Source organism: Verrucomicrobiales bacterium (assembly GCA_016793885.1).
Lineage (GTDB): Bacteria > Verrucomicrobiota > Verrucomicrobiia > Limisphaerales > UBA11320 > UBA11320.
In genome coordinates this window covers 1-8,038 of record JAEUHE010000119.1, presented here as the reverse complement: position 1 = coordinate 8,038, position 8,038 = coordinate 1, and the positions used below count along the sequence as shown (strand labels likewise).

The following is an 8,038-nucleotide window of genomic DNA, read 5'->3' as shown; positions in this document are numbered from 1 at the left end:
GCAACCCGCGTTGGGGTTGTGAGAAAACAACGACTAACCCAGGGTAGGCGCTCCCGCTTCGCGCCAACCCTGGGCTTTGAGGCGGAATCCCTGTGGGATTCTAACATCTGGTCGAAGAACTTGTGGGTAATACTCAGAGAGGGCTGCCGCACTCCATATGGCTAGGGGTCCTTGCGGGCGACGGGCGAATTTTGGTTTGAGCCGCAGTCCGGATCAGGGCACGGTTCAGAAATGATCTCGTCACGCATTCTGGCCTTGGGCCTTCTGCTCGGGTCAACCCTCCTGTTGTCGGCCCAGTTCCAAGCTGGAATTGCGGTTCGGATTGTCACCCCGGATCCTTTGCTGCCGGTGTCGGGAGGAATCGGTCCTGCCAACCCCGTGCGTGAAAAGAAAGGCGAACTGACCGTCCGCGCCTTGGTTTTTGATCAGAAGGGAACTCGGGTGGCGATGGTCTCCTGCGATTACTTGGGATTTCCTTCGGTGTTGGGCGATCGGGTTCGGGCGAAGGTGGCGGGGATTCCCAAGGAGAACATTTTGATTGGGGCCACCCACACCCACAGCGCTCCCGATATGTATGGTTTTCCCGATGGCAAGGGCGGCTTCTCCATCGACCTGAAGTATGTGGATCGTGTGGTGGACCAGATGGCGGAGGCCATCAAGGATGCTCAATCTAAACTCCAGCCTGCCTCCATTCGCATCGCTTCCGGGGTGGCCAAGGGCAAGATCGCCTTCAACTACTACGCCGAGACTTTGTACGACCAGCGCTGCCATGTGATTCAGGCGTTGAATGCCCAAGGCCAGCCCATCGCGACCTTGGTGAACTATGCCATTCATCCGGAGGTGCTCGGATCGAGTGTGGGCATTTGCAGCCCGGATCTGGTGGGCCCGCTGTATGACCGCCTGACGGAGAAGGGGGCTGGTGTGGGCATTTTTTTGAACAGCGCCCAGGGGGGCATGGTGACTGCTGACAATCGTGGACCCAAGGGGGAGGATTTCAGGACCTGGGAGGAATGTGTGCGTATCGGGAACCTGCTTGCCGACGAGGCGCTTAGGTTGCTGTCGAAGGCGCCGGTGCAGTCCGATCCAACCCTCTTTTGCACGGCTCGTCGCGTGCGTTTCCCGGTTGAGTCCAAAATGCTCCTGGAGATCACCCGCCTTTCGCCGCTGGGGTTTCCGGCGCCAGAACCGGGCGATTTCATCAGCACTCAAATGAACCTCATCAATCTGGGCAATGCTCAGATTCTCACCATTCCTGGGGAGGCGCTGCCCAACATCGGGTTCTATCTCAAGCGCAAGATGCATGGGGTGCACAATCTGTTGTTCGGTCTGACCAACGACGCCTTCGGCTACATGCTGACCAAAGTCGACTACAACAGCTTTCGTCGTTACGACTATGTAACTCGCACCAGTTTGGGTGAGATGACGGGAGAGATTCTCATCGAGGAAGCCCTCAAGTTGGCGGACAGCGCTCCCCGTCCGGAGAAGGGGCCCTAGCCAAGAACCCGCAGGGTTCAAAGAGATTAGCCGGGGTGTGGAGCGCAGCGACACCCCCGGTTGGTCGGCCCCCTATTGAACAGCACCCTGAAAGGCGTGCCACCCATCGGCGAACGGACTGACGAACTGATTAGGTTCCTTGAGTCGGGTGACGCAAGCCTCAGAAGCCGGTGGCATCGCTGCGCGATGCCCCATACTTTTAACAGTTCCGGGGGTGCGGGCACCCCCGGCTAGATTTCTTTGAACCCTGCGGGTTCGGGCTCCCCAACACCAAGCTGAGACGCCGCCCCTGCCGAAGCAGGAACTCCATACCCGGGAATCCCCCCTCTCCGGCCTTTGCTCCTTGAGTCTCTACCTCCCGTTTGTCAGGGTTGCAGCGATCCCTGAACTGACTTACTCTGTCCCACGATCCTGATGAACACGCTTTATCGCTCTCTGGCTCGGCTGTTGTGCCTTTCCCTCGCTGGCCTCTCGCTTCGTGCTGAAGTCCTTCCCTTGGAACCACTCGGTCCTTCCAGCCGACGCACCGGAATGGCCATTTCGGAGATCATGTATCATCCCGAGACACGCTCGGATGGAAAGAATCTCGAGTTCCTGGAGCTGTATAACTCCAATCCCTTTCAGGAGAACATCAGCGGGTGGCGCCTTACGGGCTCCATCGACTATACTTTTCCCAGCAACACGATCGTCGGACCTTTCGGATTTCTCGTGGTCGCCGCGGCCCCTGGCGATGTTCAAGCCGTTTATGGAGTTACCGGAGTCCTCGGACCCTGGACCGGCGTCTTGCCTGATGATTCGGGCTCGGTGCAGTTATTGAAGCGGAGTGGGGGCATCGTGTTGGATCTGACCTATTCGGATTGGACGCCTTGGCCGCTGGCGGCGGATGGTCGAGGACACTCTCTGATTTTGGGGCGACCTTCCTATGGAGAAGACGATGCTCGCGCGTGGGTGGCGAGCACCGTGCCAGGTGGGTCGCCAGGAGGCGCGGAGTCCAAGGCCACGGGCAGCTTGGAACAGGTCGTCTTCAATGAGGTCTTGGCGAGACCTTCGTCCCTCGGTGGCGGATTCGTAGAACTCTATAATGCCGGAACCCAGGAGGCGGATCTGTCGGGGGCCTGGATCTCCAGCGCCTCCGTGACCAATCGATTTCAGATCGGGATCGATGCACTCCTGCCGGCTGGTCGCTGGGTTCAATTCAGCTTCGCGCAGCTGGGCTTTGCGCCGAGCCCGGCTGGGGATGTTCTCTTTCTACATGCGGCGGACAATCCTGCACGCATTGTGCATGCAGTGGCTTTGGAGGCGCAGGCCGAGGGCGTCGCGGTGGGTCGGCAGCCGGATGGCGCGGAAGGGATGCGTCTGCTGGCGAGCCCAACCCCCGGCTTGGCCAATTCCCCGCTCCGGACTTCGAGCGTGGTCATCAACGAGATCTTCTATCACCCGCCCAAAGAGCAGCCGGATGGCGAGTACGTGGAGCTGTACAATTGGGGGAACCAACCGGTGGATGTCAGCGACTGGCGTTTGGTGGACGGCATCCAATTTACTTTCCCGGCGGGCAGCCGAATCCCGGCCGGAGGCTACGTCGTGGTGGCCAAGGACCCTCAGCGGTTCCAGAGTTATCAGGGCAGCCTCGAGGCCGGAACGCTGTTCGGTCCTTTCTCAGGCAATCTTTCCGGTCGCGGCGAGCGATTGGCTTTGGCGCGGCCGGAGTCGATCTCCATCGCGGGGATGGACTATCGGGGTTATGTCACCGTGGATGAGGTGACCTACTCCACCGGAGGCAAGTGGGGAGCCTGGGCCGATGGAGGGGGCAGCAGTTTGGAATTGATCACTCCTCACAGCGACCACTCTCTGGGTGCCAGCTGGGCGGATAGCGACGAATCAGGCAAGTCAGAGTGGACCCTGATCGAGCACACCGGCGTGCTCGACATGCCCCATCCCTCAATGTCCACGGCCGACCAGCTTCAGGTGATCCTCTTTGGCAAGGGCGAGACCTTGATCGATGATATGGAAGTATTGGTGAACGGCCAGAATCGTCTGCGCAACCCTCGCTTTGAAACCAATGCCTTGAACTGGGTGGGGCAGGGAACCCACAAGGCGACCGCCTGGCAGACCAACTCTGGCTTTAACGGCGGAAATGCCTTGCGAGTGTCTGCCAGTGATCGCGGCGACCAAGTCGCCAATCGAGTTCGCGGGGCGCTTACGCCGGCCATTGCCATCGGAAACGAGGTCACCCTACGTGGGCGTGCGCGGTGGTTGAAGGGGAATACCGATCTCCTGCTCCGACTGCGCAGCGGCATGCTCGAGGCTCCGGGCCGTCTCAACATTCCCACGGCGCTCGGTACACCCGGCAAGCGAAACAGCCAGGCGCGTCAGAATATCGGGCCGACCATTGTTGAGGTCGCGCACTTCCCGGTGCTGCCGCCGACCAACACCCCGGTGCGCGTGTCGGCTCGGGTCATGGACTGGGATGGCCTCGCTTCGGTGATGCTTCGTTACCGCATCGATCCGACCAATTTGCTCTTTGATGTGGAGATGAAGGATGATGGCGTCGGGGCTGACCTGGTGGCGGGGGACCAGATCTACTCGGGTGAGATTCCCGGACAGCGAACCGGGAAACTTGTGGCCTTCCGAATCGAAGCCACCGATCGAGCGGTGCAGCCGCTGAAGTCGGTATTTCCGCCGGCCGCCCCGCGTCGAGAATGCTTGTATCGGGTGGGTGAAACCATGCCGCGCAGCACCTTCGGTACCTATCGATTCTGGCTGACCCAGAGCAACCTCAACTACTGGAGCAGCCGGGAAAAGATGAGCAATGAGGAGGTGGATGCGACCTTTGTTTTTGGCACGAACCGGATTGTATACAACGCCGGAGCCCGTTACGCGGGCAGTTACTACACGGTTCCCACCTACGATACCCCGGTGGGCAGTCTGTGCGGCTATGACATCACGCTGCCGGCGGACAATCCGTTGCTGGGGGAGGACCATTTCACCTTCGATTATCCGATTCGCGACGATACCAACCAGCGCGAGCAGCTCATGTATTGGTTCTGCGAGCAATATGGACTGCCCAACATGTATCGGCGGTATGTGAACCTTTACGTCAACGGCAACCGCCGCGGGGCCATCACCGATGACATTCAGCAGCCGGATGGTAACACCCTGCGCGAGTTTTTTCCGGAGGACAGCGAGGGCCTGCTGCTCAAGACTGACTGCTGGGATGAGTTCGCCGACAGCGGCGATGCCATCGGGGGCAATAACTGCGTCCTGAACTCGTTGGAGGATTTCGTGACCAGCGATGGCGAGCGCAAGCTCGGGCGATATCGCTGGAACTGGCGGCCGCGCGCCGTCCAGGGTTCAGCCCATGACTTCACGCAATTGTTCACGCTGATCGATGCCATGACGGCTCCGGGCACGAATGCGTTCATCGCGGCGGTCAACTCGGTGGTGGACATTGAAAACTGGATGCGCACCTTTGCCATGAACGATCTGGCTTCCTTCTGGGATGCGTTCGGCAATCCCAATGCGAAGAACACCTATCTGTACAAGCCTGAACGCGATGGCTGGAAGCTCTACAGTTGGGACTTCGATGTCGGGCTGGGAGTGTTCAATGATCCGGTCGATAGCGCCCTTTTCCCGACCCTCGGCGATTCCTCGATGAATCGCATCTACGCCACTCCCGCGCTGCTGCGTCCTTATTGGACCGCCATTCAGGAGGCGGTGGACAGCTTCTTCATCTCCGGCCCGGGCACGGCCGTCGATGCCATTCTCGATTCCAAGTATGCCGCTTTTCGAACCAACTCGGTTTCCTTTGTGAACGGAAACCAGATCAAGACGTGGATCAACCAGCGGCGCGCTTACCTGACCAATGAGCTGCGCAAGGTGTCGCCCGCCTTCGCGGTGACCAGTCCCAAAGGGAGCCCCCTGTTGAGCTCCACCAACCGAATCTTCATTCGCGGCACCGCGTCGCCGGTCGTGAACTCGCTGCAGGTCAATGGTCGGGTTCTACCGATTCAGTGGAGCACGGTTTCCAATTGGAACGTCGAAGTGCTGCTGGTTCCGGGGGACAACACCCTGGTGGTGCAGGGCTTCGATCGCGTGGGTCGTTCGCTTCCGACTGCGACTGCCACGGTGAATATATCCTATACCGGTTCCCTGGAAGTGGCGCGAGAACACGTCGGCATTAGCGAGATCATGTTCCTGCCGTTGGTGCCTCGAACCGAGTTTATCGAACTCTATAACCAGGCGGAACGAACGACCTTCGACCTTTCGGGCTGGCGGATTGAAGGCGTCGATTTTGTGTTTCCAACCCCAACCTTCCTGAGCCCGGGTGAGTTTCTAGTGGTGGTGAAGGATCGAGTGTCATTTGGTAAAACCTACGGTTGGCATATTCCGATCGCCGGTGAGTTCGACGGCAACCTCAATCCCTTTGGAGAGACGTTGAAATTGGTGGAGCCGAGTCCGTCCAATTCGGTGGTCGACCTGGTTGCCTATGACGATGAGGAACCCTGGCCCGCCCGCGCCTCACGGCCGGGAGCTTCGATTCAGTTGATTGACCCGACTCAAGATCACCGGCGACCGGGCAACTGGGCGGCTTGGCAGGGGCAGGTCTCGGCATCCAAGGTCTCGGCCCTCACGCTGGGCAGCACTTGGCATTACGAGGATTCCGGCGCGGCCTTGCCGGCCGATTGGAAGATTCCGGGATTCGATGATTCCGGCTGGAACCAGGGTCCCGGCGTCTTCTATAACACGGTCGACGCTCTCACCGTACCGAAGACGACCCTGCTTAACTTCACCAATGCGGAGACCCAGGCGCGGGTGATTACGCACTACTTTCGGACGCAGTTCACCCTGCCGGATGCCTGGGGTTTAACGAAGTCGCGCTTGGGCGTGGTGGTGGATGATGGGGCCGCATTCTATCTCAATGGACAGGAGATCTATCGTCGTCGCCTGCCGGCGGGCACCCCGGGGCCGGGGACGTTGGCCAATGCCACGGTGGCGAGGGCGGTTCTGGAATCCCCCGTCACGCTGGCGCTGACCAATCTGGTGGCGGGTGAAAACCTTCTGGCCGTTGAAGTGCATCAATCCGCCTCGAATAGCACCGACGTGGTCTTTGGCTTGAACTTGTTTCTGTTCCCCACGCCATCCCAGGGTTCCAGCCCAGGAGAGCCAAACCGTTTTAACCGCTCATTGCCGGCTTTCCCGGGCGTCTGGCTGAGCGAGGTGCAGCCGCAGAACGTTACGGGCTTGGCGGATGGGGCTGGGGAGCGAGATCCATGGGTTGAGCTCTACAACGCCTCGGCGACCGCGGTGGACGTGGGGGGGATGTATCTTTCGGATGATCCCAACCAGCTTCAGCGCTGGAAATTCCCGGCCAACACCGTCCTGGGCCCAGGCCAATTCCGATTGGTCTGGCTGGACGCTCAGCTGGGGCAGAACACGCTTACGGAGCTGCACGCGAGTTTTCGACTTCCGACAGGAGACGGTGTGCTGGTCCTCTCGCGGGATTTGGAGGATACGGTGCAGATTGTGGATTCGCTGCGTTATAGGGGAGTGGGTGTTGATGAATCTTACGGCCGCTTTCCGGCCGATGCCGTGGATCGCAGCCAGCGCTTTGCTTATCCGACGCCCTCCGCGCAGAACAGCAACGCCAGTCGTCCGGCCGTTTTGTGGATCAATGAATGGCTGGCGGGCAACGGGGGCAGCCTCGCGGATCCCGCTGATGGCGATTTCGAAGATTGGTTTGAAATCTACAATGCGGAGAGTACCCCGGTCGATCTTTCAGGCTACACGCTTACCGATACCTTATCAGCCCCGGGCAAGTTTGTGATTCCGGCGGGGGTGAGCATACCGGCTCGTGGGTATCTGCTGGTGTGGGCTGACGAGGAAACCTCCCAAACCAGGGCGGGAAGCGATCTGCACGTCAACTTCAAGCTGAGCGGAGGCGGGGAGCAGATCGGGCTGTTCGCTCCGGATGGACGTCGGGTGGATGCCGTGTTGTTCGGAGGGCAGACCGACGACGTCAGCCAAGGGCGATCGACCGATGGCGCTGCTCCACCGTATGTGTTCTTTACGTCACCGACGCCGCGCGCGGCGAATCAGAGCGGTCCGGTGCATCCAGCGATTCAGATTGTGAGTGTGGAGAGCGATGCCTCGGGAGCGGTCACGCTGACTTGGAGCGCGCGAACCGGAGGGCAATACCGCGTTCTCAGTTCGGATGATTTAGGTGCTGCAGTCTGGAACGCGACGGCGGTGGTGACCGCCTCAGGAGCGCAAGGCCAGTTCCGCGACACGGAAGCCGCGCAACGCTCGCGACGGTTTTATCGCATCGAGTGGGTGAGCGGGCCGTGACGGCCTTTGACGGGAATGGGGCCTGGAGTTCTCTCAGGTAAGCGTTGTGGCTTGATGCGGCGTGAAGGAACAGCGGTGTCGTGCCCTAAGCATTACCCACAAGTTCTTCGACCAAATGTTAGAATCCCAAAGGGATTCCGGCTCAAAGCCCAGGGTTGGCGCGACGCAGGAGCGCCTACCCTGGGTTAGTCGTGGTTTT

The 8,038-nt window shown here is 59.9% G+C and carries 2 protein-coding genes; both read left to right on the top strand.

The window, feature by feature from the left end; genetic code table 11:
• Positions 1-231 precede the first annotated feature (231 nt).
• Positions 232-1,494 (top strand): hypothetical protein, encoded by a 1,263-nt coding sequence (locus JNN07_13470; protein ID MBL9168747.1) that lies wholly within the window; start codon positions 232-234, stop codon positions 1,492-1,494.
• Positions 1,495-1,908: 414 nt separating this feature from the next.
• Positions 1,909-7,839, top strand: a complete 5,931-nt coding sequence (locus tag JNN07_13465) for a lamin tail domain-containing protein (GenBank protein MBL9168746.1) — start codon at positions 1,909-1,911, stop codon at positions 7,837-7,839.
• Positions 7,840-8,038: the final 199 nt, after the last annotated feature.